The sequence below is a fragment of the Corallococcus exiguus genome, from assembly GCF_009909105.1.
GTDB lineage: Bacteria > Myxococcota > Myxococcia > Myxococcales > Myxococcaceae > Corallococcus > Corallococcus exiguus.
In genome coordinates, this window is sequence record NZ_JAAAPK010000003.1 from 266,806 (window position 1) to 291,987 (window position 25,182).

24 protein-coding genes are annotated in these 25,182 nt (G+C 71.3%); 10 read left to right on the forward strand and 14 right to left on the reverse strand.

Annotated features, from left to right (window positions below; all coding sequences use genetic code 11):
- Nucleotides 1-117 precede the first annotated feature (117 nt).
- Genes GTZ93_RS12615 through GTZ93_RS12625 form a run of 3 tightly spaced genes read right to left on the reverse strand, consistent with a single transcriptional unit; the run spans nucleotide 118 to nucleotide 2,914 of the window.
- Nucleotides 118-924 carry a hypothetical protein gene (locus GTZ93_RS12615; RefSeq protein ID WP_120578191.1) on the reverse strand — a complete coding sequence of 269 codons (807 nt, stop codon included), beginning with the start codon at nucleotides 922-924 and terminating at the stop codon, nucleotides 118-120.
- A gap of 31 nt (nucleotides 925-955) precedes the next feature.
- Nucleotides 956-2,143 (reverse strand): ABC transporter substrate-binding protein, encoded by a 1,188-nt coding sequence (locus tag GTZ93_RS12620; protein WP_121780357.1) that lies wholly within the window; start codon nucleotides 2,141-2,143, stop codon nucleotides 956-958.
- Between the two features lie 33 nt (nucleotides 2,144-2,176).
- Nucleotides 2,177-2,914: a PspA/IM30 family protein gene (locus GTZ93_RS12625; RefSeq protein WP_120581429.1), complete on the reverse strand. Its 738-nt coding sequence runs from the start codon at nucleotides 2,912-2,914 to the stop codon at nucleotides 2,177-2,179.
- A 283-nt stretch (nucleotides 2,915-3,197) separates the two neighbouring features.
- Here GTZ93_RS12625 and GTZ93_RS12630 point away from each other — a divergent pair, with 283 nt between their 5' ends.
- Complete coding sequence (locus tag GTZ93_RS12630; RefSeq protein ID WP_139923562.1) at nucleotides 3,198-4,610, forward strand: sensor histidine kinase; 1,413 nt, start codon at nucleotides 3,198-3,200, stop codon at nucleotides 4,608-4,610.
- Here the strand turns inward: GTZ93_RS12630 and GTZ93_RS12635 are convergent.
- From GTZ93_RS12635 to GTZ93_RS12655, 5 genes are all read right to left on the reverse strand, one after another.
- Nucleotides 4,607-5,944, reverse strand: a complete 1,338-nt coding sequence (locus GTZ93_RS12635) for a 5'-deoxyadenosine deaminase (protein ID WP_139923560.1) — start codon at nucleotides 5,942-5,944, stop codon at nucleotides 4,607-4,609. The two genes, GTZ93_RS12630 and GTZ93_RS12635, sit on opposite strands and share 4 nt — an antisense overlap.
- 12 nt (nucleotides 5,945-5,956) lie before the next feature.
- Entirely contained in the window at nucleotides 5,957-6,361 is a 405-nt protein-coding gene (locus GTZ93_RS12640; RefSeq protein ID WP_120581430.1) for a cytidine deaminase, read from the reverse strand.
- A gap of 57 nt (nucleotides 6,362-6,418) precedes the next feature.
- Entirely contained in the window at nucleotides 6,419-6,844 is a 426-nt protein-coding gene (locus GTZ93_RS12645; protein ID WP_261778322.1) for a PilZ domain-containing protein, read from the reverse strand.
- Between the two features lie 104 nt (nucleotides 6,845-6,948).
- The gene (gene moeB / locus GTZ93_RS12650) at nucleotides 6,949-8,109 is read right to left on the reverse strand and encodes a molybdopterin-synthase adenylyltransferase MoeB (protein ID WP_139923989.1); all 1,161 of its coding nucleotides are present in this window, start codon (nucleotides 8,107-8,109) and stop codon (nucleotides 6,949-6,951) included.
- A 13-nt stretch (nucleotides 8,110-8,122) separates the two neighbouring features.
- Complete coding sequence (locus tag GTZ93_RS12655) at nucleotides 8,123-9,427, reverse strand: thymidine phosphorylase (protein ID WP_139923992.1); 1,305 nt, start codon at nucleotides 9,425-9,427, stop codon at nucleotides 8,123-8,125.
- Nucleotides 9,428-9,518: 91 nt separating this feature from the next.
- Here GTZ93_RS12655 and GTZ93_RS12660 point away from each other — a divergent pair, with 91 nt between their 5' ends.
- The 5 genes from GTZ93_RS12660 to GTZ93_RS12680 all read left to right on the forward strand — a co-directional run bounded on the left by GTZ93_RS12660 (nucleotide 9,519) and on the right by GTZ93_RS12680 (nucleotide 15,896).
- On the forward strand, nucleotides 9,519-10,712 hold the full coding sequence (locus GTZ93_RS12660; RefSeq protein ID WP_161662855.1) for a BMP family lipoprotein: 1,194 nt from the start codon (nucleotides 9,519-9,521) through the stop codon (nucleotides 10,710-10,712).
- A 38-nt stretch (nucleotides 10,713-10,750) separates the two neighbouring features.
- Nucleotides 10,751-12,316, forward strand: coding sequence for an ABC transporter ATP-binding protein (locus GTZ93_RS12665; RefSeq protein WP_139922303.1), 1,566 nt, complete (start codon nucleotides 10,751-10,753; stop codon nucleotides 12,314-12,316).
- Nucleotides 12,309-13,442: an ABC transporter permease gene (locus tag GTZ93_RS12670; RefSeq protein WP_126935840.1), complete on the forward strand. Its 1,134-nt coding sequence runs from the start codon at nucleotides 12,309-12,311 to the stop codon at nucleotides 13,440-13,442. The genes GTZ93_RS12665 and GTZ93_RS12670 overlap by 8 nt, the downstream gene beginning before the upstream one ends.
- Nucleotides 13,435-14,364 carry an ABC transporter permease gene (locus GTZ93_RS12675; RefSeq protein WP_120598341.1) on the forward strand — a complete coding sequence of 310 codons (930 nt, stop codon included), beginning with the start codon at nucleotides 13,435-13,437 and terminating at the stop codon, nucleotides 14,362-14,364. The genes GTZ93_RS12670 and GTZ93_RS12675 overlap by 8 nt, the downstream gene beginning before the upstream one ends.
- Before the next feature lie 353 nt (nucleotides 14,365-14,717).
- Complete coding sequence (locus tag GTZ93_RS12680) at nucleotides 14,718-15,896, forward strand: sensor histidine kinase (RefSeq protein ID WP_139922301.1); 1,179 nt, start codon at nucleotides 14,718-14,720, stop codon at nucleotides 15,894-15,896.
- 55 nt (nucleotides 15,897-15,951) lie between these two features.
- On the opposite strand, the gene GTZ93_RS12685 is transcribed toward GTZ93_RS12680, so the two are convergent.
- From GTZ93_RS12685 to deoC, 4 genes are all read right to left on the reverse strand, one after another.
- The gene (locus tag GTZ93_RS12685; RefSeq protein ID WP_180946162.1) at nucleotides 15,952-16,590 is read right to left on the reverse strand and encodes a hypothetical protein; all 639 of its coding nucleotides are present in this window, start codon (nucleotides 16,588-16,590) and stop codon (nucleotides 15,952-15,954) included.
- A gap of 74 nt (nucleotides 16,591-16,664) precedes the next feature.
- On the reverse strand, nucleotides 16,665-18,392 hold the full coding sequence (locus GTZ93_RS12690) for a phospho-sugar mutase (RefSeq protein ID WP_139922300.1): 1,728 nt from the start codon (nucleotides 18,390-18,392) through the stop codon (nucleotides 16,665-16,667).
- Between the two features lie 31 nt (nucleotides 18,393-18,423).
- Entirely contained in the window at nucleotides 18,424-18,819 is a 396-nt protein-coding gene (locus GTZ93_RS12695; protein WP_120579945.1) for a TraR/DksA family transcriptional regulator, read from the reverse strand.
- Between the two features lie 19 nt (nucleotides 18,820-18,838).
- Nucleotides 18,839-19,699 (reverse strand): deoxyribose-phosphate aldolase, encoded by an 861-nt coding sequence (deoC, locus tag GTZ93_RS12700; protein ID WP_161662786.1) that lies wholly within the window; start codon nucleotides 19,697-19,699, stop codon nucleotides 18,839-18,841.
- Nucleotides 19,700-19,812: 113 nt separating this feature from the next.
- Between deoC and GTZ93_RS12705 the strand changes: the two genes are divergently transcribed.
- From GTZ93_RS12705 to GTZ93_RS12715, 3 genes are read left to right on the forward strand one after another with little or no spacing between them, the layout of a single operon-like run.
- Nucleotides 19,813-21,054 carry a ComEC/Rec2 family competence protein gene (locus tag GTZ93_RS12705; RefSeq protein ID WP_139923812.1) on the forward strand — a complete coding sequence of 414 codons (1,242 nt, stop codon included), beginning with the start codon at nucleotides 19,813-19,815 and terminating at the stop codon, nucleotides 21,052-21,054.
- A complete protein-coding gene (locus GTZ93_RS12710) occupies nucleotides 21,051-22,430 on the forward strand; it encodes a ComEC/Rec2 family competence protein (RefSeq protein ID WP_139923814.1) in 1,380 nt (459 codons plus the stop codon). The genes GTZ93_RS12705 and GTZ93_RS12710 overlap by 4 nt, the downstream gene beginning before the upstream one ends.
- Entirely contained in the window at nucleotides 22,427-22,687 is a 261-nt protein-coding gene (locus GTZ93_RS12715) for a DUF3006 domain-containing protein (RefSeq protein WP_139923816.1), read from the forward strand. The genes GTZ93_RS12710 and GTZ93_RS12715 overlap by 4 nt, the downstream gene beginning before the upstream one ends.
- Before the next feature lie 285 nt (nucleotides 22,688-22,972).
- Here the strand turns inward: GTZ93_RS12715 and GTZ93_RS12720 are convergent, their stop codons facing one another.
- Nucleotides 22,973-24,262 (reverse strand): GYF domain-containing protein, encoded by a 1,290-nt coding sequence (locus GTZ93_RS12720; RefSeq protein WP_167548056.1) that lies wholly within the window; start codon nucleotides 24,260-24,262, stop codon nucleotides 22,973-22,975.
- A gap of 141 nt (nucleotides 24,263-24,403) precedes the next feature.
- Between GTZ93_RS12720 and GTZ93_RS12725 the strand changes: the two genes are divergently transcribed.
- Nucleotides 24,404-24,697 (forward strand): FYDLN acid domain-containing protein, encoded by a 294-nt coding sequence (locus GTZ93_RS12725; RefSeq protein ID WP_120581691.1) that lies wholly within the window; start codon nucleotides 24,404-24,406, stop codon nucleotides 24,695-24,697.
- Nucleotides 24,698-24,874: 177 nt separating this feature from the next.
- Here GTZ93_RS12725 and GTZ93_RS12730 read toward each other — a convergent pair whose 3' ends face one another.
- Nucleotides 24,875-25,060, reverse strand: coding sequence for a hypothetical protein (locus tag GTZ93_RS12730; RefSeq protein ID WP_121780343.1), 186 nt, complete (start codon nucleotides 25,058-25,060; stop codon nucleotides 24,875-24,877).
- Nucleotides 25,061-25,182 lie beyond the last annotated feature (122 nt).

Below are 25,182 nucleotides of genomic sequence, written 5' to 3' on the forward strand. Positions count from 1 at the left end.
GGCGGCAGGACAGGATGCCTGCGGCGGAGAGTCAATCTATTCGTGCTCCGTCACAGGCCCCCGCCGGTGCCGCAAGGTGCCACGGTGAACAGGTGCCCGTCCGGGCCCGTGCCCGCTCTACCGCACGCGGGTGCCGCCGTGCGGCAGGGGCGCGGAGGTCTCCTCGGTGAAGTCGAGGAAGCGCTCCATCTGGCGCACGGTCTCGTCCGTGGCCTCCGTCTCCGCGGAGAGCACGTCCAGCTGCCGGTTGACGCTCTCCGGGTCGCGGATGGCGATGGACTGCTCGTGCGTCAGGCGCATCAGGTCCTCGATGCCGGCCAGCTGGTGGCTCACCACCTCGCGGCTCTCGCCCGCCTGCTCGAAGCGCATCAGGCGCTTGCGCTGAATCTCCACGCGCTTGCCCTTCACGTCCTTGAGGCGCGGGTTGGCTTCCCCGGCGACCTCCGCCTCCAGCGCCGCCACCTCGGAGGTCAGGTGCTCCCGGTCGGACCCGCTGAGGTACGTGCGGTACTGGTTGAGCGCGGAGATGAGCCGCAGGAAGGACGTCAGCAGCGCGTCCAGCTTGGGCTCGCTGTCCGCCGCCAGCACTCGCCCGCCGGGCAGCTTGCGGTAGTTGGCGAGGATCTTCTCCTTCAGCCCCACCAGCTGCTGGTAGTGGTCACGCTGCGACGGCGCCAGGTCCGCGAGCAGCGAGTCCACCGCCGCGCGCGCGGCCTCCGGGTTGTCCGGCTGCTGCGCCCGCACGGCGCGCTGGAAGCGCTTCATGGACGACACGACGGCCAGGTAGACGCCCTCCACGCCCAGCGCCACCATCATGGGCAGCGGCTCCTGCGTCACGGCGCTGGACATGGCCGCCGTCGTCAGCCCCACCAGGTTGGCCGGCAGGAGGAACGCGGCCTTGATGTAGTTCGGTGTCTTCGCCACGTCCGACTCCCCTTCCCTCTTCCGGCCCGCTTCAGGGCCCCCGCGCCTCGGAGACGTACTTCAGCGCGCCCAGGTCCCGCGTGTCCTCCGCTGGAGGGGGCGCCGTCCCGCGATTGAGCTTCTGGAAGAGCGCAGCAGCGCTCTGGAAGAGCTCGTCATAGGTAACCGGCGCCTCGCCGGAAAGTCCGAAGAAGGCCCGATTGTCCGCCAGCGTCGCGGGCGGCGCGCTGCGGATGGCCTCCGAGGGGTCCCCCAGGTAGGGCGCCACCTCTCCCAAAAGCCGCGCCCCGGCCGCCGGGGACTTGAGCACACCCTGCCCCGCGTCCAAGAGCCCCCGGAGCACCCGCCGCACCGCGTCCGGGTAGCGCGCCGCGAAGTCGCCCCGGGCCACCAGCACCGTGGCCAACAGGTGCGGCGCGTCCGCCGTGGTGGCCAGCACCTTGCCGCCCCTGTCTCTCGCCGCCAGCTCCACGTCGCCCCACAGCCCCACCACCACGTCCGCCCGCCCCTCCCGCAGGGCCCGGCCCGCGTCCAGCGTGGAGGGCAGGTCCACCCAGCGCACGTCGGAGGTGCGCAGCCCCGCGCGCGCCAGAATCCACAGGGCGAAGTAATGCGACGAGCCACCCGGATACACGCCCACCCGCTTGCCTCGCAGGCTGGCCAGGTCCGGCACGCCCACCGCCGCCATGGCCTCCTGGCCCCGGCTGCGTCCCACGAGCAGCACCGTGCGCGGCGCCGCGTCCCTCAAGGTCGGTGCCCAGGACGCGAGCCGGTCCACCGACAGGGCGGCCATGTCCACGCCGCCGTTCTCCGCGCCCACGGACAGGGCCTGCTTCAGCTCCTCCTCGCGCGCGAAGAGCACCGCGCGGGCGTCCAGCGCGTAGGCCGTCTTGAGCAGCCCCTGCGCGGCGCCCGGAGGCGTGGCGGGGTTGTCCAGGGTGGTGGCGCCGCCGGCGGCCACGAGCAGCGCGGAGGCGGACCCGCGCGGGGTGAAGCCAATGAGCACGGGCCTGAGCGGCACCGATGCCACGTCCGCCACCGGGGCCGCGACGCCCGCCGGGAAGTCGCCCGGGGACAGCCGCACCGCTTCACGGGTGGAGGGAAAGAAGCGCGCCTGCAGGCGGTCGAGGTAACCCGCCCGCGAGGCGAACACGTACCCCGCGCCCAGGACACAGAGCGCGAGGAAGAGAAAGAGGCCGGGTCCGCGGTGCAGCTTCATCCGTGTGCGCCGACCCCTTTCATGGGGGGAGACCTACTTGATCTCCACCTTCTTGCCGATGGTCTTTTCCGGACCGGCACCCACGTCCGACACCGGCGCGGGGCTGTCCATCAGGCCCATCTCCATCTTGAACTGCTTCACCAGCTCGTCGCCCTGGATCTTCTCCGCCTCTTCCTCGATGGCCGCGGCCTGGTGGTCCACCGACTCCAGCGCCATCTGCATGCGCGCCTCGTTGATGGCCGTCTTCTCCTGGACCTTGCGGAGCATCTCGTCGTGCGTGGAGTCCACGCCCGCGACGGTGAAGGACTCCATCGTGTCGGCGACCTTCGCCTGCCACTTGGCGCGACGCGCGTCCCGGACGGCGTTCATCGCCTCCTGCGTCTTCCGGTCCTTCTCGCGCATGAACGCCTTCTTGACGTTCAGGGCCTTCTCGTAGGCCTGCTTCGCGATGTCCAGCTGCTGCTGGTTGCGCGCGAGGGCTTCCTTCTCCCCCTGGAGCTTGGTCGCGTAGGTGCCGGCCAGGTCGTCACGGCCCGCCTGGATGGCGGCCTTGACCTTGGCGGTCAGCTCCCGCACGTCCTGCTGGTACTTCATGTTCTCCTTCTCGAGCAGCGTCACATTCGCCCGGACCATGGCGATGGACTCGTTCATCTTGGGGACCTGATCGTTCAGGTCACGGATGTTCTGCTCGAGAATCAGCTCCGGATCCTCGATGGAGGAGACGAAGAAGCCCGCGAAGCTCCGCATCGCTCTCTTGAATCGCTGCCACATGTCGGCTCTCACCTCCGCCTGTGCCTAATCCCAGTCACCTTACACGAACTCCGACGCCCACAAGCATCCGGCCGCAAGGCGCGTGTCACCGTGACTACGCCTGCCCGGAACGGATGATTGCTCCGGAACAGCCACCGCCCGCCAGCCCGGCCGGGTCCAGGGCCACCGGTCCGGCCCCCATCCGCCACTCCCTGTCCCTTAAAGGGGCCACCCGGGGTCGCGAAAGACGCTGTGGCCATGAACTTGCCGGGTGGGGAGGAAGCAGGGAAAACGAACGTGTCGCATGGACCCGACTCCTCCCGTTGCCTTTGAAGACGAACTCGCGCGGGTGGTGGCCGCCCAACGGCGGCGCGTCCTGGGCGCCGGGGCGGCGGTGCGGCTGGTGGGCACGGTCGTGTTCTTCGCCGTCAGCCTGGGGCTGTGGCTGACGGGCGCCCGGGACTGGGCCCACTACCCGCCCCTGCTGCTCTGCTACGGCGGCGTGGTGGCGCTGCTGTTCGCGCTGCGCGCCAGGCCCCTGACGAAGCAGCTGGGCGTCGTGCAGTCGCTGGTGGACGTGGGGCTGGTGTTCGGCCTCCAGCAATTGGCCCTGCCGGTGTCGCCCTTCCCCGCGGGCGTGGCGGGCTTCAGCCTGGGGCTGTTCGCGCTGGTGGTGGCGCTGTCCGGCCTGGAGCTGATGCCCTGGCTCGTCTACGGCGCGGCGGGCCTGGCGTCGCTGGCCCAGGCCGTCCTCATGTACCAGGCGGGCGTGGGCCCGGGCGCCATGGCCGTGGCGGCGGTGACGCTGGTGCTGGTGGCGGCGGTGAGCCACTACGGCACCGGGCGGCTGCGGCAGCTGGCCATGGACCTGTCGCACGCGGAGGTGGCCCGGCAGCTGGGGGCCCGCCGCACCCACGAGGTGGAGGACGCCCACCGCACCATCGAGCGGATGCTGTCCGAAGCCCACGCGCGCAACGCCCAGCTGGAAGCGGTGCAGGCACACCAGGAGCAGTTGATGCAGTTCCTGGTGCACGACCTGCGCTCGCCGCTGTCCGCCGTGACGCTGTCGCTGTCGTGGATGGAGCAGGAGCTGCCCATCGGCACGCCGATGGTGGAGTCCGTGCGCACGGGCCTGGCCGTCACCGCGCGCCTGGACCGGATGATCTCCGACCTGCTGGACGTGCCCCGGCTGGAGCAGGGCCGGCTGTCCCCACGCAAGCAGGCCTTCCCGGTGGCGCCGCTCTTCGACGAGGTTCGCCGCTCGCTGGATGGCGCGGCCCGGCTGCGCAAGATCAAGCTGGAGCTGTCGTCCCCGCCGGGCTTCCAGCTGGTGGGCGACGCGGGCCTGCTCATCCGCGTGGTGGAGAACCTGGCCACCAACGCGCTCCGCTACGCCCCGTCCGGCGGGCGGGTGCGCCTGGAGGCCGGTGAGGCGGAGGGCTTCCAGTGGCTGGCGGTGCGCAACGACGGCATCGCCATTCCGCCGGAGGCGCGCGAGTCCCTCTTCGACAAGTACGTGCAGGGCCACCGCGAGAAGGAGGGCCGCCGGGGCTACGGCCTGGGGCTGTACTTCTCCCGGCTGGCGGCGGAGGCCCACGGCGGGCGGCTGGCGGTGGAGGACGCGGAGGGCTGGGCCACGTCCTTCGTGCTGCGAATGCCCCGGGTACAGCCGACCTCGCAGTCGTCGCTGGACCCGACGGCCGCCTGGCGCCGCTAGGACGCCTTCAGCTTCGCGCGGGCGAAGAGCTTCGTCGCCTGCGTGCGGGCGTTGGCCAGCACCGTGTTCGCGTCCAACGTGGTCAGCTCGCCCTCGCGCAGCACCAGCTTGCCGTCGATGAGCACATGCGACACGTCCGTGGAGCGCGCCGAGTACACCAGCGGCCCCGTGACGTCGTCCGGCAGCGGGCAGAAGTGGAAGCCGCGCGTGTCCACCACGGTGAGGTCCGCGCGCTTGCCGACCTCCACGGAGCCCACTTCGTCCTCCAGGCCCAGGGCGCGCGCGCCGTGCAGCGTGGCCATCTCCAGGACGTGCATGGGCGTCATCGCCACCGGGCCCACGCGCGGGTTGTGCAGCACGGACGCGAGCCGCATCTCGTGGAACAAATCCAACGTGTTGTTGCACGGGGCGCCGTCCGCCCCCAGCGCCACGGGGATGCCGTCCTTCAGCAGCTCCGGCACGCGCGCGTAGCCCGACGCGAGCTTCAGGTTGGAGCCCGGGCAGTGGCACACCACCGTGCCGGAGTCGCGCAACAGCCGCTGCTCCTCGCCCTCCACCCAGACGCAGTGGGCCAGCGTGACCTGGGGGCCCGTGAGCCCCAAGCCGTGGAAGAAGGCGATGTTGTCCTGGCCCGTCACCTGGCGGACCACGTCCGTCTCCGTGCGGTTCTCGCTGGCGTGCGAGTGGATGCGCACGCCCTTCTCCCGCGATAGCCGGCCCACCTCGCGCAGCAGCTCCGGCGAGCAGGACAGGGCGAAGCGCGGCGCGAACGCGTAGCGCAGGCGGTTGTCGTGGGTGCCGTGCCAGCGCTCCATCAGCGCCAGGCTCTCCGACAGGGAGTCCGCCGTCGTCTCACGCAGGCCGGCGGGCACCTCCGCGCCGGAGTCCATCATCGCCTTGCCGCCGACGAGCCGGAAGCCGCTGTCGCGCGCGGACTCGAAGACGGCGTCGTAGTGGTGCACGGTGCCCATGTCGAGCGCCGCCGTGGAGCCGGAGCGGATGAGCTCCGCGAAGGTGAGGTCCGCGCTGGCGCGCAGGGACGCCGCGTCGTGCGCCGCCTCCATGGGCCAGATGCGCTCCTTCAGCCAGTCCAGGAGCTCCCGCTTGTCCGCGTGGCCGCGGAACAGCGTCTGGCAGGCGTGCAGGTGGCCATGGATGAGGCCGGGCATCACCACCTGCCCTGCGAGGTCCAGGACGCGGCAGGCGCCCTTCACCTTCAGGCCCCGGCCCACCTTGGCGATGCGCCCGTCCTGCACGAGCACGTCCGCGCGAGGCAGCACCTCGCGGTCGCGGTTCATGGTGACGACGGTGGCGCCAGTGAGAAGCAAGTCCACGTGAGGGAGGTCCTAGAAGAAGGAACGGGTGAAGGCGTGGGGCAGCAGCTCGCTGAGCGGGTAGCGCGCCTCCTGCCCGTTGAGGGTGCGGCTTCGCACCGGAAGGTCAGGCCCGGCGAACTCCGCCATCACCTGGCGGCACATGCCGCACGGGGGACACGGCTCCGGGGTGTCCACGACGATGGCCACGGCCACCGGCTTCTCGCGGCCCTGGGCCACGCCCGCGACGAACGCGTTGCGCTCCGCGCAGACGGTGAGGCCATAGGTGGCGTTCTCCACGTTGCAGCCGGCCACGATGGAGCCGTCCGCGTAGAGCACGGCGGCCCCCACGGGAAACTTCGAGTACGGCACGTGCGCGCGCTGACGCACCCGCAGGGCCTCCTCGAACAGCCGCTCCCAGGGAATCTCCTCCGCCATGCCGCCCTCCTTCGCGAAGGCGCCGTCCACCGGCGCCCGCGTCCATCCGGGGATTCCCTAGCGGGCGCCCCGGGGTTCGTCCTTGCTCTGGTCGTCCAGGTGCCGGGCGATGGCGAGCTCCAGCTCCACCGGTAGCTCCACGAAGCGCACGCGCACCACCGGGCCCGTCATACCGGCCTTGGGGGGCAGCACCTCGCCGCGCACCTGCACCTCTTCCAGGGACGGGGGAAGCGCGAAGCGCACCTCCACGGTCTGGCCCGGGTCCAGCGCCTCTCCCACCCACCCCACGCCGCCCAGGGACAGATCCCCCGCGCGGTCCAGGAAGGCATCCGCCCCCTCCCGCCGGACCTTCAGACGCATGGGGACACGGGGCGAATCGCGCCGGTCCTCTCCTGCCCTGGAGTCCTGGTTCTCGTTCTGCTCGGACATCGCCGTCGTCTCCCTGCCGCTGCCGCTCTCGTATCCGACCCGGGTCGCGTTCAACCACCGCCCCCGGGTCCAGGCCGGCGCATCATACGCGGGCCCGTCTACCCAGTTGCTCCTGAAAATGCATCCCCCCAGGGGCTCAGGCGCCGCTCAGGCGCCGCTCAGGCCCCCGTGGCGCAGAACTGCTCGTAATCGATGAGCTCCACCTTCGCCCCCGGCGCGCACACGGGGCACTCCGGGTCACGGCGCAGCTTGAGCTCCTGGAAGCGGGTGCCCAGTGAGTCGAAGGTGAGCAGCCGCCCCACCAGCGACTCCCCCACCCCGAGCAGGAGCTTGAGGGCCTCCGTGGCCTGGAGCATCCCGATGAGCCCCGGCAGCACGCCCAGCACGCCGGCTTCCGCGCACGACGGCGCCAGCTCCGGCGGGGGCGGCGCGGGGTAGAGGCAACGGTAGCAGGGCCCCTGGCCGGGGAGGAAGGTGGTCACCTGCCCCTCGAAGCGGAACACGGAGCCGTGGATGTTGGGCTTGCCCATCAGCACGCACGCGTCGTTGAGCAGGTAGCGCGTGGGGAAGTTGTCCCCGCCGTCCAGCACCAGGTCGAAGTCCGCGAGGATGCGCTCCACGTTGGCGATGGTGAGCCGCTCCTGGAACGGCACCACCTTCACGTCCGGGTTGAGCGCCTCGATGGCGGCCTTCGCGCTCTGGACCTTGGGCTGCCCCCGGCGCTCCAGGGTGTGCAGCACCTGGCGCTGGAGGTTGCTCAGGTCCACCACGTCCGCGTCCACCACGCCCAGCGTGCCCACGCCCGCGGCGGCCAGGTACAGCGCCGCCGGTGAGCCCAGCCCGCCCGCGCCCAGCAACAGGACCTTCGACTTCAGGAGCTTCGCCTGTCCCTCCTCCCCCACCTCCGGGAGGATGAGGTGGCGGCGGTAGCGCTCCTTCTGCTCGGCGGAGAGGACGACGGGCTTCTCCACCGGGAGGGCCGCGTCGCTCCAGCGGTTGTAGCCACCCGCGAGCGAGGACACGCGCGTGTAGCCCATCTCCCGCAGCGTGCGGGCCGCGAGCGCGGACCGGGTGCCACCCGCGCAGTAGAGGACCAGCTCCTCGTCGCGGGCCGCCTTCTCCTCGATGCGCAGCTCCAGGTAGCCCCGGGGGATGTGCACCGCGCCCGGGAGCCGGCCGCCCGCGTATTCGTCGGCCTCGCGCACGTCCACGAGCTTCACCTTCGCGCCCGACCCCAGGAGCTGGTGGACGTGCTCGTGGGAGACCTCGCGGATCTCCTTCTTCACTTCCGACAGCAGGTCGCGGAACGTGGAGGCCATGGGGATTGCGTAACTACTCCAGACGCTCCAGCACCAGCGGGCGGGCCGCGGGCGCCCGGTCGCCGAACTGGTAGGCCGCGAGCAGCCGCGCCTTCACACCCTCCACCGGACCGGCGTCGTTGTAGTGCACCTGCACCAGGGGCTCGCCCTGCTTCACCGTGTCGCCCACCTTCTTGAGCAGCGTGAAGCCCACGGCCGGGTCGATCTTGCTGTCCACCCGCTGCCGCCCCGCGCCCAGCGCCACCGCCGCCAGACCCACGCCTTCCGTGTGGATGCCGGTGACGAAGCCGTCGCGCGGCGCCACCACGTCCGCCGTGGCCTTCGCCGTGGGCAGGAGCGAGTAGTCGTCGATGGAGCGCGGGTCACCGCCCTGCGACTGGACGATCTCCTTGAGCTTCTTGATGGCGCTGCCGTCCTCCACGGAGCGGCGCAGCATCCCGCGCGCCTCCTCCACCGTGGCGGCCTTCTTGCCCAGCACCAGCATCTCCGCCGTCAGCGCGTAGGTGATCTCCGTGTAGTCGTCGGGCGCTTCGCCACGGAGCATGTCCACGGCCTCGCGGACCTCCAGGGCGTTGCCCACCTGGCGGCCGAGGGGCTGATCCATGTCCGTGAGCAGGGCCACGACCTTGCGGTTCATCTCCGCGCCCAGGCCAATCATGGTGCGGGCCAGCACGCGCGCGTCGTCCACCGTCTTCATGAAGGCGCCGCTGCCCACCTTCACGTCGAGCACCAGCGCGTCGATGCCCTCCGCCAGCTTCTTGCTCATGATGGACGACGCGATGAGTGGGATGCAGTCCACCGTCGCCGTCACGTCGCGCAGCGCGTAGAGCTTCTTGTCCGCGGGGGCCACCTGGGCCGTCTGGCCGATGAGGCAGCACCCCACCTCGCGCACCAGCCGGCGGTAGTCCGCGGTGGACAGGTTCACGTTGAAGCCGGGGATGGACTCCAGCTTGTCCAGGGTGCCGCCGGTGTGGCCCAGGCCACGTCCGGAAATCATGGGCACGGGTACGCCGCAGGCCGCCGCCAGGGGCGCCAGGCTCAGGGACACCTTGTCGCCCACGCCACCCGTGGAGTGCTTGTCCACCTTGATGGCCGGCGTGTCGGAGAGGTCCAGCACCTCACCGGAGTGGAGCATGGCGCGGGCCCACGCCCCCAGCTCCCGGGAGTCCAGCCCCTTGAAGAAGATGGCCATGCACATGGCGGCCATCTGGTAGTCGGCCACGGTGCCGGCGGTGTACGCCTGGATGAACGCCTGGATGTCGGACGGGTCCAGCTTGCCGCCGTCGCGCTTGGCCTTGATGAGCTCGTAGGGTTGCACGGGGCAAGGCCATAGCAGGAAGTCCCCTCCCCATGCACCCCTCGCGGGAAGGGAAAGCCCCGGCGGCATCTGGTAGATAGCGGGGCCCATGATGCTCCGCCGACTCCACGTGCTCGCCCTGGCCGCGCTCCTGTGCGCCTGTTCCAAGAAGTCCGAGGACGCCCCCAAGGCCCCCTCCCAGACTTCCACCGCCACGAAGCCCCCCGAGGGAAAGCCCGTCGTCGTAGGGCTCGTCATCGACGTGGGCGGCCGGGGTGATCACTCGTTCAACGACGCGTCCCTGCGCGGCCTGGAGCTGTGGGCCGCCGGCAAGAAGTACGAGGGCGGCAAGTACGTGGACGCCCCCGCTGGCGAAGTGCGTCAGTCCATCTCCTCCGACCTCGCGGCGCTCGCACCGGAAGTGAAGCCGCTGCCGGTGCAGCCGCTGGTGCTCCAGAGCAAGGCGCAGGAGGACTACGCCCCCAACCTCCAGCTGCTCGTGGAACAGGGCGCGAAGCTGACCATCGGCAACGGGTACCTGCTGGCCAACGCGGTGCGCGACGTGGCCACGGAGAACCCCGACGCGAAGTTCCTGCTCATCGACAGCCAGCTGCTGGACGCGCAGGGCAAGCCCAAGTCGCTGCCCAACGTGCGCACGGTGCTGTTCAAGGAGCAGGAGGGCAGCTTCCTCGTGGGCGCGCTGGCGGGGCTCGTCACGAAGACGAACAAGGTGGGCTTCGTGGGCGGCATCGAGGTGCCCCTCATCAAGCGCTTCGACGTGGGCTACCGCGCGGGCGTGCGCACCACGAACGCGAAGGCGGCGGACGCGCTGATGGCCGTGTACACGGGCAGCTTCAACAGCGTGTCCGCGGGCAAGGAAGTGGCGCAGGACCTCATCGCCAAGGGCGCGGACGTCATCTTCCACGCGGCGGGCACGGACGGCCTGGGCGTCATCCAGGCGGTGAAGGAGGCGCGCGCGGCGGGCAAGACGGTGTTCGCCATCGGCGTGGACTCGGATCAGTCGCACCTGGCGCCGGACGCCATCCTCACGTCCATGGTGAAGCACAGCGACCTGGCCGTGTACCAGGCGGCGAAGGAGCTGGTGGACGGCAAGCTCACGGCGGGTGAGCAGGTGCTGGGCCTCAAGGAGAACGGCGTGGGCATGGCGGACGTGCGCGTGGAGTTCCCGGGCAAGGCGGAGGCGCTCCAGAAGGTGGAGGAGCTGCGGCAGCAGATCCTCGCCGGGAAGATTGTCGTGCCGGGCACCCAGGCGGAGCTGTCCTCCTTCCAGGTCGCGCAGCCCTGATCTCCCTCCAGCACATCGCGAAGCGCTTCGGGTCGTGCGTGTCCCTGGAGGACGCGTCGCTGGACATCGTTCCGGGGGAGCTGCTCGCCGTGGTGGGCGAGAACGGCGCGGGCAAGTCCAGCCTGATGAACGTGCTCTACGGGCTCTACCACCCGGACGCGGGCACGTTCCTGATGGACGGCAAGCCGGTGCGCTTCAAGAGCCCACGCGACGCCATCGCGAAGGGTATCGGCATGGTGCACCAGCACTTCATGCTCGTGCCCACGCTGACGGTGGCGGAGAACGTGGTGCTGGGCCGAGAGCCCACGAAGCGCGGCCTGCTGGACCTGGACCGCGCCTGTGACGAGGTGGCGGCCACGGCGAAGCGCTTCGGCTTCCAGTTGGATCCGCGGGCCCGCGTGGACACGCTCACGGTGGGCTCGCAGCAGAAGGTCGAAATCGTCAAGGCGCTGCACCGGGGCGCGCAGGTGCTCATCCTGGACGAGCCCACCGCCGTGCTCACGCCGCAGGAGTCCGACGAGCTGTCGCAGGTGATGCGCGGGCTGGTGGCGCAGGGCCGCACGGTGGTGCTCATCAGCCACAAGCTGAAGGAAGTGCTGGGAGTGGCGGACCGCGTGGCGGTGATGCGCCGGGGCCGCACCGTGGCGGAGGTGCGCGCCAGCGAGACCACCGTCTCCGCGCTGGCCTCGCTGATGGTGGGCGAGGGTTCCAAGGGTGCCGTCATGACCGGCGTGCCCGCGACGGCGGTCGCGACCAGCGGCCTTTCGGGCACCGGAACGACGGGGGTGGCGGAGGCGCGACCTCCCGCGCCCGTTGAACCTGACGCGCTCACGGCTTCGGCAGGCCCGGTCATGCTCGAAGCGAAGGACCTGCGGACCACGGGCGACAACGGCCGTCCGGCGCTCCAGGGCGTGAGCCTCACCGTGCGCGCGGGCGAAATCGTCGGCATCGCCGGAGTGGACGGCAACGGACAGCGCGAGCTGGCGGAGGTGCTCACGGGCCTGCGCAAGCTGGACGGCGGCGAAGGCACGCTGCTCGGCGGTCCGCTCGCGGGGCTGACCCCGGCGCTGGCGAAGGAGCGCGGCGTGGGCCACGTCCCCGAGGACCGCCTGGCCCGCGCGGTGGTGAAGGCGATGACGGTGGAGGAGAACGTGGCCCTGGGCCGGCACCGCCAGCCGCCGTTCGCGCGCGGGCCGTGGGTGGACTTCAAGGGCCGCCGCGAGCGCACGAACCAGCTGCTGACCGCCTACGACGTGCGCCCGAACGACCCGGTGGTGGCGCTCCAGGCGCTGTCCGGCGGCAACCAGCAGAAGGTCGTGGTGGCGCGCGAGCTGGACGCGGATCCGAAGCTGCTCGTCGTCGTGCAGCCCACGCGCGGGTTGGACATCGGCGCGGTGGCGCAGGTGCATGAACGCCTTCGTGATGCGAAGGCGCGGGGTGCGGGAGTGGTGATGGTGTCGCTGGACCTGGAGGAGGTGCTGTCCCTGTCCGACCGCGTCTACGTCCTCTACGAAGGCCGCGTGACGGGGCACTTCCCGCGCAAGGACCTGGACGAGCGCGAGCTGGGCCGCCGCATGCTGGGCGCGGAGGGAAGCCATGGGTGAGCGGACGCGGCAGGTGCTGCCGTCGGTGCTCTCCGTGCTGCTGGCGCTCGCGGTGTGCTGGTTCCTCATCGCCATCACGCGCGACGTGGACACCGCCACGCGCGCCTATCTCCAGATGCTCTGGGGCGGCGTGGGCAACTGGCCCGCGTTCCTGGACGGCGGCAGCGCCACCACCGTGCTGCGCCCCCTGGGCGAGGCCGCGATGAAGGCCGCGCTGCTCACCCTCACCGGCCTGTCCGTGGCGGTGGCCTTCAAGGTGGGCCTGTTCAACATCGGCGCGCAGGGACAGATGATCTGGGGCGCGCTGGCCGCGGCGCTCGTGGGCGCGCACGTGTCGCTGCCCGGCCTGCTCCACGTCCCGCTGGCCCTCATCGCGGCGGCGCTGGCGGGCGCGGCGTGGGCGAGCATTGCCGGCGTGCTGAAGCTCAAGCGCGGCGTGCACGAGGTCATCTCCACCATCATGCTCAACTGGGTGGCGGTGAGCCTGGTGGACAACTGGCTCGTCATCGGCCCGCTGCGCGCCGTGGCGGAGGGCGCGTCGTCCATCACCGGCACCGCCGAAATCCTCCCCTCCGCGCAGCTGCCCCGGCTGCTGGGTGACAGCTCGCGCCTCAACCTGGGCTTTCCGCTGGCGCTCGCCGCTGCGTTCGGGGTCTGGGTGTGGCTGACCCGCTCGCGCTCCGGCTACGAGACGCGCGCCGTGGGCCTCACCCCGGAAGCGGCCCGAGCCGCCGGTATCCCCACGCTGTGGCGCGCGGGCGGGGCCATGGCGCTCGCGGGCGCGCTGGCGGGCCTGGCGGGCGCGGTGCTGGTGCTGGGCACGGAGGGCCGCTATCCGGGCTCGCTGGGCGCCCCGTACGGCTTCGACGGCATCGCCATCGCGCTCATCGGCAACAACCACCCGCTGGGCGCGGCGCTGTCCGCGGCCGTCTTCGGCGTGCTGCGCGCGGGCGGCACGCGCATGCAGCTGCTCGGCGTGCACAAGAGCTTCCCGGAGCTCATCCAGGGCTTCGCGCTGCTCTTCGTCGCCGGCCGCATGGTGTGGCTCGCCCTGCTGGCGCGGCGCCAGAAGCGGGCCCAGGCGCAGGGCCCGGCCCAGGCTGGAGCGGAGGTGCCCCGTGTTTGAGGTGCTCCACTCGCTCCTCTTCTCCACCCTGGACGCGGCCCCCGCCCTGGTGTTCGCCGCGCTGGGCGCCATGCTCTCCGAGCGCGCCGGCGTGGTGAGCGTGGGCGTGGAGGGCATGATGCGCACCGGCGCCTTCTGCGCGGCCGTGGCGGCGCTCGTGATGCCCACGCCGCTCGCGGTGGGGGTGGGCATGGCCGCGGGCGCGGGCATCGCCTCGGTGCATGGCTTCCTCAGCATCCGCTGGCGGTCGGATCAGGTCGTCTCCGGCATGGCCCTCAACCTGGTGGCCATGGCCGGCGGCACCTACCTGCTGGAGTCGTTCTTCGGCCCCAACGGCACGCCCTCCATCACCCAGCTGTCGCGCTGGAACATCCCGGGCCTGTCCCAGGTCCCGCTGCTGGGCGCGCTGTCTGGCCACGCCGCGCCCACGTACCTGGCGCTCACCCTGCCCTTCCTCTTCCACCTGCTCCTGTCGCGCACGCCGCTGGGCCTGCGCCTGCGCGCCGTGGGCGACAAGCCGCACGCGGTGGCCACGCTGGGCCTGTCCGTGCCCGCCCTGCGCTGGGGCGCGGTGCTGGGCGGCGGGATGATGGCGGGCCTGGGCGGCGCGGTGCTGTCCACCACCGTCCTGGACCGCTTCGAACAGCACACGCCCTCCGGCCTGGGCTTCATGGCCCTGGCCGCCATGGTCTTCGGCCGCTGGACGCCGGTGGGCGCTTTCGCCGCCGCGCTCTTCTTCGCCGCCGGCAACGCGTTGAGAATCGGACTGGCCTCCAGCGCTCCCTGGCTCCTCGACCTGGTTCCCCAGGGCTTCCTGCTCGCCCTGCCCTACCTGTTGACCCTCCTCGTCCTCGCGCTCCAAGGCCAGCGGGGCCACGCCCCCGCCGCGCTGGGCACCCCGTTCGAGCAGGAATCCCGCTGACCATTTTGAGAGGGAACGGGTAATTCACGACCCGGGTCGGGATTCACTTTTGGTCAGGTTCGACCTGCCAAATCTGAAGCGCTCACCTGCCCTGATGCGTCAGGTCATCCTTCAGCGGGCCGCCAACCCCCTGACCTTATTGGATCACGCTTTTCCGTTTTTCCAGTGTGGGCTGATCTGCCGTTGGGTGGACGTCCGGCATGCCGCTGGCATGGGAGTGCGACCATGTCGGATTGCGTAGCGGATAGCGAGCAGGCGCAGGATCCAGGCCTGAGCGTTTCCGGGACGCGGTCCCCCGGATTCAGGGCAGCGCCTGCGGGCGTTGGCCGGTCCGGTTTCCAGGCTGGGGTGGCATGAACATGCAGACGACGGGAACAGGCTCGACGTCACCCCAGCGCCCGCGGGTCATCGCGGTCGACGTGGAATCCGGCGGAATCGAGCGGGTGCGCTCCATCCTGACTCCGGCGGGCTACGACGTGCTGCCCGCGCGCGGGACGACGGCCGCGCTGGAGGCGGTGTCGCGCCACTCCGCGGACCTGGTGCTGCTGGACGTGGAGCGGGCCCGCACGGTGGGCCTGGCCGCGTACCGGCGCCTTCGCGAGGAACTCTCCCCGCCGCAGTTCCCCATCCTCATGCTCACGCCTTCCGCGGACCGCCAGACGCGCCGCGAGGTGATGGAGGCAGGTGTGGACGACTTGCTGACCACCGAACCGCTGGACCCGCTGGAGCTGAAGGTGCGCGTCCACACCCTGCTGGAGCTCAAGGCGCACCGCGAGCAGGGCGGCGTCCAGGAAGTGCTCCAGGACCCGCGCACGCGCTGGGTGCGCATGGAGCGCCTGGCTCGCGTGGGCACGCTGGCCGCGGACCTGGCCACGCAGATGGACCAGCTGGGCGTGGGCCTGCAGCGGGCGCTGGAGCACGTGCGCGCCCGCGCGTCCCAGGGGCTGCCGCCGGACTCGGAGGAGCTGCTCAAGCTGGGCGTGGCGGGTGAGCAGATGCGCCTGCACGGCCAGCACCTGCTGTCCCTGGGACCCTCGGGCCCCAAGGACATCCAGCGCTTCGACCTGCGGGAGGTGGTGCCGGAGGTGGTGTCGCGCCTGCGCGCCGCCGGGCGCCTGGGCCGCGCGGACGTGCGCGCGGTGCTGCCGGAGGACCCCATCGCCGTCGTGTTCAACCGCCGTCAGGTGGAGCAGGTGGTGACGGAGCTGGTCTGCAACGCGGTGGACGCCGTGGAGGACGTGAAGGACCGTCCGCGCGTGGTGCAGGTGGGCGTGGAGCTGCCGGACATGTTCGGCGAGTTCGGCCCCCAGCTCTTCGTGAAGGACACCGGCATCGGCATCTTCGAGGACGAGATGCAGGCCATCTTCTCGCCGTACTACACGACCAAGGCCCCGGAGAAGAGCGTGGGCCTGGGCCTCACGGTGGCGCGCACCCTGGTGGAGAGCATGGGCGGCAAGCTGACCGTGAAGAGCCGCGTCAACCTGGGCAGCACCTTCACGGTGGAGCTGCCCGAGCAGACGTCGTCCTGGTAGCCGCTCGAAGCCACCACACGGGCGGGGAAGCACGTCCCCGCCCGCGTGACGCCGGCTAGAAGCGGTAGGCCACGCCCGCCAGCGCTTCCATCGTGAAGTAGCTGTCGTCGAAGCGCGGGACGATGGAGGGCCCCAACCGCAGGTTGAAGTTCACGTTGAGGTTGTTGTTCACGTAGTACTCCAGGCCGCCTCCGAAGAGGATGGGGATGACCGGCCCGATGCCCTCGCCGAAGTAGACGTTGAACGGCACGTCGATGCCGGCGTTGATCATCAGCGCGCTACCCACCGGGATGCCCACCACGAACGCTACCGGCAGCGCCATGCCGAACATCGTGTTCCCTCGGGGGAAGTAGACGAACGGACCCGGCTGGAAGGTGATGCCGAAGGCCACCTTGTCCGTCCGGGCGATCATCACGCGCAGCCAGCCCTGGAGCTTGAGGCCCGCGTCGGACGCGTCCACCAGGCCCTCACGGCCCCAGTTGAAGCTGAACTTGCCGCCGATATCGACGTTGTCCGAGCCGCCGTGCAGCAGGCCCAGCGACAGGCCTGGGTAGCCAATCTGCGCGCTGAACACGTTGCGGCCGGAGCCGACGGTCTCCGCCGCCAGCAGGGACCAGCCCTGACCACGAGCCATCGCGGTGCCGGGGACGGCCAGGAGCACGGCCAGGAGGAAACCAGGAATCAAGCGCTTCACGAGGTTCCTTTCAGCAAAGGGCCACGGCACGGGAGCCACGACCCTGTGGGTTGAGTTGAAGGGTGATTCAGGACTCAGGCCGGCTGGCCGCGCTCGCGGGCCAGGGCCAGGAAGGCGTCGATGAGGGCGGCCAGCTTCGCTTCCGCGCGCTGGCGGGCCTGGGGGAGCGGCTCGCCGGGGGCGGGCGTCTCCTTGTGCTCGAAGTAGTATTTGATCTTCGGCTCGGTGCCGGAGGGGCGCAGGGTGACGCGGCCGCCGCCCTCCAGCACGAAGGCGACGACGTTGGACGGGGGCAGGCCGCCCTCGCCCTTCTCGTAGTCGCGCACGCTGCTCACCGGGGTGCCGCCGATGTTCGCGGGCGGCGACGCGCGGAAGGCCTGCATGATGGCGCGGATGGTCTGCGCACCGGCGGCGCCCGGGAGCGTCACGTTGCGCTGGGCGCCCACGTGCAGGCCGAAGCGGCGCTGGATCTCTTCCAGGTAGCCCAGGATGGTGGTGCCGCGCGCCTGGCACCACGCGGCCATGTCAGCGACGACCAGGGCCGCGCCCACGCCGTCCTTGTCGCGCGTGGCGGTGCCCACGGTGTAGCCGAGCGCCTCCTCGTAGCCGAAGACGAACTGCGTGCCTTCCTTCGCCGTGCGCTCCAGCGCGCGGTTGGCGATCCACTTGAAGCCGGTGAGGACCTCGTCGTACGCGGCGTCCAGCCCGCGCGCGATTTCGCCCAGCTGCGTGGAGGACACGATGGTGGTGACGACGTGCGGGCGCGCGCGCTTCGTCCCCTGCGTGAGGACGTAGTGGCCCAGGAGCACGCCCACCTCGTTGCCGGTGAGCAGGCGCAGCTTCCCGGAGGCATCCCGCGCCATCACCGCCAGCCGGTCCGCGTCCGGGTCGTTGGCCAGAACCACGTCCGCCTTCACGCGGTCCGCGGTGGCGATGGACAGGTCCATGGCGCCCGGCTCTTCGGGATTGGGGAAGCGCACGGTGGGGAAGCGGCCGTCGGGCTGCTGCTGCTCGGCCACCGGCGTGACGCGCGGGAAGCCCGCCTCCTTGAGCGCCAGCGCCGCCCACGCGCCGCCCACGCCGTGCATGGCGGTGTAGACGATGGACAGCGTGTCGCTGCCCTTGCGGTACAAGCGCAGGTCCAGGATGGCGCGCAGGTACGCGTGGCCCACGTCCTCCGGCAGGTCGCGCCACAGCCCCTTCGCGCGCCCTTCCGCGGGCGTGAGCAGGGGGACTTCGTTGGCGGGCTCCACCTTCGCGATGGCGTCCGCGATGCCCACGTCCTGCGGCGGGACGATTTGCGCGCCGTTGCCCCAGTAGACCTTGTAGCCGTTGTACTCGGGCGGGTTGTGGCTGGCGGTCACCATCACCGCGGCGGCGGCGTTGAGGTGCAGCACGGCGAACGCGGTGACGGGCGTGGGCACCGGCTCCGGGAAGACGTGCGCGGGGATGCCCTCCGCGATGAACACGGCGGCGGTGTCCTCCGCCAGCTCCTTGCTCAAGCGGCGAGCGTCACGGCCCACCACCACGCCGCGCGTGGTGACGTCCGGCACGGTGGCCTTGAGGTAGCGCGCCAGGCCCGCGGTGGTGCGGCGCACGACGGCGCGGTTCATCCGGTTGGGGCCGGCGCCCAGCACGCCGCGCAGGCCGGCGGTGCCGAACTCCAGGTCCTGCGCGAAGCGGTCCGCCAGGTCCGCCCAGTCCGACTTCGCGAGCACATTGGCCAGCTCCGCCTGGGTCTCCGGATCCGGATCCGCCTTGCGCCAGGCCTCCGCCCGCTCCCTGAGTCCGGTCGTGTCCATCGCGCGTTGCCTCGTGGTTGAAGAGGGGCGTTCAGCCCTTGTAATCGGTGAGGTGCTTACGGCGCACCGGCCCCTTGGGGCCATCCTTGTTGTTCTGACACGCGACGCAGAACTCCGCGTAGGGCATGGCCTTGAGGCGGCCCATGGGAATCTCGTCGCCGCACTCCTCGCAGTCGCCGAAGGAGTCCGGGTCCTCGCGCAGCTTGCCCAGGGCCTTCACCACGCGCGCCAGCGTGCCGTCGGTGTTGCGGTTCCGGCTGGAGGCGATGGCCTGCATCATCTCGTTGAGGGGCTGCTCGTCCTCGTCGCCGCCCACGCGCGCCTCGTCGGTGCGGTTGGGCTCGATGCGCATGGGCGTCTTCCCGGTCAGCTCCGCGTGGAGCGCGAGCAACTGCTGCAGGAAGTCCTCTCGCTGCTTCGGGGTCACGGTGCGTGCTCCAGCAAGGTCAGTACTGCGCGGTGGAGATCTGCCCGGTGACGATGGCCACGGACGCGGAAGCACCCAGGCGGTTGGCGCCCGCGCGGATGAGCTTCACGGCGTCCTCGGCGGAGCGCACGCCGCCGGAGGCCTTCACGCCCACGTCGTCGCCCACCACCGCGCGCATCAGCTCGATGTCCTTCACCGTGGCGCCGCCGGGCCCGAAGCCGGTGGACGTCTTCACGAACGCGGCGCCCGCGGCCTTGGACAGCGCGCACGCGACGACCTTCTCCTCGTCCGTGAGGTGGCCCGTCTCCAGGATGACCTTCACGGGGATGGGGTGGCTGGCCTCCACCACCGCGGCGATGTCCTGGTGCACGCGCTGGTAGTCGTGCGCCTTGAGCGCGCCCAGGTTGATCACCATGTCGATTTCACGCGCGCCCGCGCGGATGGCCTCGCGCGCCTCGAAGGCCTTCGCGGACGACAGCGCGGCGCCCAGGGGGAAGCCCACCACGGCGATGGGCACGGAGTTCGAACCGGCCAGCACGCGCGCGGCGGTGGCCACGTGGCAGCTGTTCACGCACACGGTGGCGAAGCCGTACTGGCGGGCCTCCTCGGCCACGCGCACCACGTCCTCGGTGCGCGCTTCCGGCTTGAGCAGCGTGTGGTCGATGTACGGGGCCAGGTCCGAGGCCTTCACGAGGGTGGCCGGGTCCACGCGCGCGGTGGCGGTCTTCACGCCGGGCGGGCGCGGGGGCTCCGGGGTCAGGAGGGCGGCGGGTGCGGGCGGCACCGCCTCCTGCTGGACCTTCCAGGCGTGCAGACGATGACGGGCCTGGTCGACCAGTTCTTCCAGGACGGTGAAGAAGGCTTCGGCGTCGGACGGCATGCCGCGCCCCTTAGCCCACTCCCGGCCCTCGGGGAAGCGCTCGCGGGAGGTGGGAGTGCCCGGTCAACGCACGGGGTGCCGCGAAGGGGAGCGGGGCTGTAGAGTTCCATCCCGTGAAGGTCTTCGCGCGGCTGCTCGCACTCCTTGTCCTCTTCCTCTCGGCGGTGCCGGGCCACGCGGCGGCTCCAGCCTCCGCGGCCCTGCCCTCCCCTGCCCCGGGCCGGCTCTCGGTCTACTTCCTCGACGTGGGCCAGGGGGACGCGGCGCTCATCGTGTCGCCCACGGGCAAGACGGTGCTCATCGACGGAGGACCTCCAGAGGCCGGCACGCGGCTGGCGGCGCGGCTGCGCGAGCTGGTGAAGGGCCCGCTGGACCTGGTCATCCTCACCCACCCACACCTGGACCACCTGGGCGGGCTGCGCGCGGCGGTGAAGGCTGTGGGCGCCAGGCGCTTCATGGACCCCGGCTTCGACCACCCGAGCGAGGCGTACCGCGACCTGCTGGACTTCGTGGGCCGCGAGGTGGGCCAGGTGATGAGCCCGGAGCCCAACCCCAACTCGCCCCAGACGCTGCTCACCGTGGGCCTGGGCGAAGGCGTGGCGCTCACCGTGCTCTGGCCGCGCGTGCCCCAGGAGCCGTTCCTCGCGAACACGCGCTCGGACCCGAACGCGAACTCCATCGTCACCAAGCTCACCTACGGGAAGACGGCGTTCCTCTTCACAGGGGACTCGGAGCCACCCACGGAGGAGGTGCTGCTGCAGAAGCCCGTGGACCTCACCGCCACGGTGCTGAAGGTGGCGCACCACGGCGGCAAGCACTCCTCCACCGCGGCCTTCCTGGAGCGCGTGAAGCCGCAGGCGGCGGTCATCTCCTGCGGCGTGGGCAACGACTACGGCCACCCGAGCCCGGAGGTCCTGGGCCGCCTGAGCGACGTGCGCGCCCGCGCCTTCCGCACCGACCAGGACGGCGAGGTGATGGCGGTGAGCGACGGCACGACCGTGACGCTGCGCTCGACGAAGGGCTCCGCCGGGGCCACCAGCCTGTCCGGCACGCTGCAGGCGGGGAGCCCGGTGGCGCTCGGCCCCATCGAACCCACGCCCCACGGCCGCTCCAGCCGCTCCACGGCGAAGGAACCGGAGCCCGGCGCGTCCCGGACGCGGAAGCCGGTGGAGCCCACTGCGCCCACGGGCACGTCCGAAGCCACGGGCGAGCGCTACGTGTCGCTCAAGGGCAGCAAGGTGTTCCACCGCGAGAACTGCAAGACCCTGAAGCGCTCGAAGAACGAGCGCACCGTCTACCCCAGCCGCGCCGACGCCCTGCGTGAGCGCCGCCCCGCCGAGGATTGTCATCCATGAAGGCCCGCATCGCGCTGGGAGTGGGGCTGCTGCTCGCCTCCCTGGCCTGTCAGCAGCAGCCGTCCGCGCCACCCGCGCAGAAGCCCCCGGAGAAGTCGCGCTACTTCGGCGGCGCGCCGGACGGGAAGCTCCACGTGTACTTCTTCGACGTGGGCGCGGGGGATGCCGCGCTCATCGTCACGCCGCGAGGCAACACGGTGCTGGTGGACTCCGGCCCCGCGTCCGCCGAGTCGCACCTGGTGAACCGGTTGCCGGAGCTGCTGCGCCGGGAGCTGGACCTGGTGGTCCTCACCCAGCCGGATCCGAAGCACCATGGCGCGCTGGAGGCGGTGCTCAAGCGCGTGGGCGCGCGGCGGCTGATGGAACCCCAGCTGCCGGACACGTCGAAGGCCTACGACGCGCTGCTGACGGCGGTGGGCTCGCGAGGGGTCCAGATTCTGTCGCCCGCGCCGCCGTCGTCCGCGCCCAAGGAGCTGGTCCGGCTGACGCTGGAGGACGGGGTGAACCTCACGGTGCTCTGGCCCCGGGCGCCCGCGGAGCCGCTCTTGAAGGAGGCCTCGGACGCGGAGGGCCGCAACGCGGCGAACTCCATCATGCTGCGCCTGACGTACGCCGACACGTCGGTCGTCTTCGCGGGCGGCGCGCGGGGAGAGACGGAGGCCCGGCTGCTGGAGCGCGGGCTCTTGTCCACCGCCACGCTGCTGAAGGTCGCCTCGCCGGGCGTGGAGGGGGCGAACTCGCAGGCGTACCTGGAGGAGGTGCGGCCGCAGGCGGCGGTGATCAGCGGGGATGACAGCCAGGGGAAGAACCCGAAGGTGAAGGAGCTCCTCGCGCGGCTGCGCGGCGTGGATGCGCGGGCCTTCCGCACGGACGTGAACGGAGAGGTGCACGCGGTGAGCGACGGCAAGCAGTTCGAGCTGTCGCTCCAGCGTCCGACTCCGGGCGAGCCCGGCGGCACGCGGCGCGTCTTCCCGGGGTTGGATCCGCGCCCGGCGCTGGTGCGGACGGCGAAGCCCGCGCCCGTGGTGAAGCCCACGCCCACCGAACCGCCCGCCATCCGGACGGAGCCCGCGCGTGTCGCCGAGACCCCGCGTGACAGCAAGACCCGCGTCAGCAACGTGACGGACGTGGATGACCTGCCCATCGCGCGCAAGGGCACGCGGACGGAGACGGCCCCGCCCAAGGCGGTGCGCTCGTCCACCAGCACGTCCACGTCCATGACGGGCAACTACATGGCGAGCAAGAACAAGCGCATCTTCCACAAGTCCACCTGCCGGAGCGTGAGGCTCATCAACGATGAGAACCTGCTCACGTGGAGCACGCGTGACGCGGCATTGAAGTCGGGCCGCAAGCCCGCCGGAGACTGCGACCCGTGACGAAGAAGACGAAGCCCCGGTCCAGGGCCACGGTGGACCGCATCGAGGACGACGTCGCCGTGCTGGTGGTGGACGGCCAGCAGGTGACCCGCGCGCTGGACACCCTGCCCTCCGGCGTGCGCGAAGGAGACGTCGTGGACCTGGAGACGGGGACGGTGGACGCCGAAGCCACCGAATCCCTGCGCGCCGACGTCCGCGCCGCGAGGGAACAGGCGATGCGCGGCAAGAAGCCGCCCGCGGGCGACTTCGACCTCTGAGCCGGAGCGTCCTGCTCGACGTGCCGGCCGCGAGCTGAGACCCGCGCGCGGAGGCCGAGCGGCTTGAGTGACGCGCCAGAAGGCGCCAGCCCTCGCGGGACGACCGGCCTCTGCTGAATCGAAGCGTCCTGCTCGACGTGCCGAGTCCCCGGCAAGAGCAGAACGAAGGGCGCCCACTGAACCAGCGCGTCCTGCTCGACATGCCGGAGTACCCGGCCGGAGCAGGACGTGGCGGGAGGGCCTGCCTACCGCGTCACGCGGAAGCAGGCCCACCCCACACGTGGACTACGGCGTGGAACCTTCCGCCGGAGCCGTGGCCTCACCCTCCGCCGGGGCGCCCTGCGAAGGCGCCGAGGGTTCGGCGGCGGCCGGAGGAGGCGCCACGGGTTCGGCGGCGCCCGGAGCGGGAGCGGCCTGACGCGGAACCGGAGCGGGCGGAGGCGCCTTGCCGGTCACCTTGTTGACCATGTCCGCGAGGGCGGGAGGCAGCATGCCCACCGCGGACAGGCCGAACAGCGCCACCGCCGGCAGGACGATGAGCAGCACCAGCACCAGCGCCACCACCTTCAGCGGGCTGCCACGGCGGGCAGGAACCACCGGACGCTTGCGCGCGGCCTTCGAGTCCTGCGCCTGGCGCGCGTCCTCTTCCTCCTCCTCGTCGTTGCGAGGGTCTTCGCGCGTCTCGTCCTGGCCGAGGTCCTCTTCGTCCGAACCGTCGCCCCGGTTGCCGGGCAGGTCCAGGTCGGAGAACAGCTCGTTGAGGGGCGCTCCGCTCGCCGCGGGGGCATCCTCCATGGGCGGAGCCACCGCGCGACGCGGGGCGGGCGTGGGCACCGGGGCGGGCGCCGCGCGGTTGTTGCCGTAGAGCGTGCCCTCCTCCTCGTCGCCGTCGCGATCGAAGTCGCCGTTGTTGTCGTCCTCGGACGGGCCGGGCTCGCTCTCCGCGTAGAAGGGCTGCTGGGGCTCCGGCTCGCGGCGGGCGGGCGGGGGACGGGGCGCGGCGACCGCGGGCGGCGGCTCCGGGGGCGGAGGCGGCGGCTCAGGCGCGGCGGCGGGCGCGAGCAGCGCGGCCAGCTCCGGGATGTCCGAACCGCGCTTCCAGTCCGGCATGCCCTGGCGCCAGAAGAAGCTGCGCGCGCTGATGGTGCCCGCGGCCATCCACTCGGCCACGGCCGACTCGTCCAGCGGGCCCTCCTGCTTGTTGCGCACCATCACGAACCACGGTGCCCCGGCCGTCTGGCGGGGAGGCGCGGTGCGCGTGGGCTCATCGTCCCAGGGCGTCTGGGGGGCCGACGCAGGAGGTTTGGCCAGGGGAGCAGGAACTGCCGCGGCGGACACCGGTGCCGGAGCGGGGGCTGGCGCGGCGGCGGCGCCACCTCCCGCCAGCGAACGCTCCTGGGCCCGGATGCGCTCCACGTCGGCGAGCGACACCACGCGGGTGCTCTCCTCCTCGGCGGGCCCTTCCACGGTGACGACGTTCTGGCAGTTCTTGCAGCGGACCTTGACCGTCTTGCCGCGGACCTTCTCGTCCGCAATGGAGTACCGCTTCTGGCAATTGTCGCAGGTGAAGTTCAAAGGGGGCGTCCGGCTCTCGGGGGAAACCGGCGGGGATGCTACCGCCAGAAATCTCCCGCGCAAACACACGGTTGACTCTGTTCTTCGGCCCATCTATTCAGCCGCCCTCGGTTTCACTCCAGGCTTCTACGAGGGTGGCGCATGCCGGCGAAGGATCTCGGGACCAAGCACTCGTGCTTCAAGTGCGGGACGAAGTTCTACGACATGAAGAAGCCGGACCCCATCTGCCCCAAGTGCGGGGCGGATCAGCGGGAAAACGTGGTCGCCAAGCCCACCGAGGGCCGGCGCGGCCGTCTGGCGGCAGCTCCGAAGGTCATCGAGCCCGAGCCCGAGGAGACGCCCGCGGCCGAGGAGGACGAGGAGAACCTCGACTCCTTCAGCGATGACGAGGAGTCCGAGTCCACCACCGAGGCCGCTGACGACGACGAGCTGTAAGGTCGCCCTCACGCCTGCATCATCAGGGGTCCCCCGAGCTGTTCGGGCGGGCCCCGTTGTCGTTTCCTGGCCCTGAGGCCACCGACCCGGAAACGGCCTGACCGGAGACGGGGGTCCCTCCCCAGGGGCCCACACCGCTCCGGGGTGTTGTCATTTCTCAGGTGCCGCCCAGGCGCTTCAGCTGCCGCTCAGGCGCTCATGAGAGGACGCCAGCGACAGCTCGGTGAGCGCGCTCTCGATCTTCTCGTAGAGGTTGGGCCCCATCTCCTGCATGCCCACCGGCCGGGCGTCCTTGCGGCGCGCCCCCATGGGCAGGCGCTCCACCTCCACGGCTACCGTGGATTGCTTCCTGGTCTGATGCATCGCGACTCCCCCTCAGGCGGAAGTGTTGGCTTCCGAGAAAGCAATTTTGCCACCAAGACAGAAGTCTGAACAAGGGGCGTGCTTCCCGGCACTTATACGGAACCCCTGGCCCACGATTACGT